Origin of the sequence: Dietzia sp. SLG310A2-38A2 (assembly GCF_014145095.1) — a bacterium.
GTDB lineage: Bacteria > Actinomycetota > Actinomycetes > Mycobacteriales > Mycobacteriaceae > Dietzia.
Genome location: NZ_JAALDX010000540.1, coordinates 1 through 1,296, shown reverse-complemented (window position 1 = coordinate 1,296; position 1,296 = coordinate 1). Strand labels below are relative to the sequence as shown.

Sequence of the window (1,296 nt, the reverse complement as noted above, 5' to 3'; positions counted from 1 at the left end):
TGGCGGCGCAGCACGGGATGACCATCACCGCCGTGACCGAGACCCATATCCACGCCTACTACCTGTCCGGTACCCGCGAGCTGGCCGAGGCCACGGGCGCGCGGGTCTATGTCTCCGGTGAGGGCGGGCAGGATTGGCAGTACGGCTTCGCCGCCGAGCGCCTGCACCACGGTGACCAGCTGAAACTGGGAAACATCACCGTGGAGGCCGTGCACACCCCGGGTCACACGCCGGAGCACCTGTCGTTCCTGATCACCGATGGCGCGTTCGCTGATACCCCCGGGTACATGCTGACCGGTGACTTCGTGTTCTCCGGGGACCTGGGCCGGCCGGATCTGCTGGATGAGGCCGCGGGCGGGGTCGACACCCGCTTCGGAGGTGCCAAGGACATCTTCCGGAGTCTGAAGAACTCGTTCGTCACGCTGCCGGATCACGTCCAGGTCTTCCCGGGCCACGGCTCGGGCAGCGCCTGCGGCAAGGCGCTGGGCGCGCTGCCGTCGACCAGCGTCGGCTACGAGCGTCGCTACGCCTGGTGGGCCGGGTACGTCGAGCGTGACGACGAGCAGGGCTTCATCGATGAGCTGCTCGACGGCCAGCCGGACGCGCACGCCTACTTCGGCCGGATGAAGCGGCAGAACCGGGACGGCCCGACCGTCCTCGGACCGCTGGCCCCGCTGCGCGAGTACGACACCGCGGAGTTGGCCGGCGCCCTGGAGTCCGGGAAGGCCGTCCTGGTCGACACCCGTGGGCAGGACGAGGTCCACGCGGGCACCGTGCCCGGGGCGCTGAACATCCCCGGCGCCGGAAAGGCCGCGTCCTTCGGCGCCTGGGTCTATGACCCCGAGCGTGAGGACACGCCCCTGGTGGTCCTGGCGGAGGACGTCGAGATGGCCGAGGAGCTGCGCGATCACCTGCTGCGTGTCGGCATCGACACCGTCACCGGGTACACCACCAGCCTCGAGGGTCTGCCCACGGTGACCCCCGAGATGATCGGGCCCGACGAGCTGGCCTCGTTCGACTCGGCGATGGTCCTGGACGTGCGCAACAAGACCGAGCACTCCGACGGCCACATCCCGGGCTCCGAGCAGCTCAGCGGCGGCCGGGTCCTGTGGAACCTCGACCGGCTCCCGACCGACGGGCCGATCGTGACCTACTGCCAGAGCGGGGTCCGCAACTCGGTCGCGGCCAGCGCCCTGCGCCGCGCCGGCTACCGCGTGGTCGAGCTCGAGGGCAGCTACGCCGCCTGGTCCGAGCGCAACCTCGCGACCGTCTGACCCCACGCGCCCGCACCCCCCA

1 protein-coding gene is annotated in these 1,296 nt (G+C 70.7%); it reads left to right on the top strand.

Going from position 1 to position 1,296, the window contains the following annotated elements; genetic code table 11:
• The coding region (locus tag G6027_RS17160; protein ID WP_241727233.1) for a rhodanese-like domain-containing protein at window positions 1-1,274 on the top strand (1,274 nt) is incomplete at its 5' end.
• Between the last annotated feature and the right edge of the window lie 22 nt (window positions 1,275-1,296).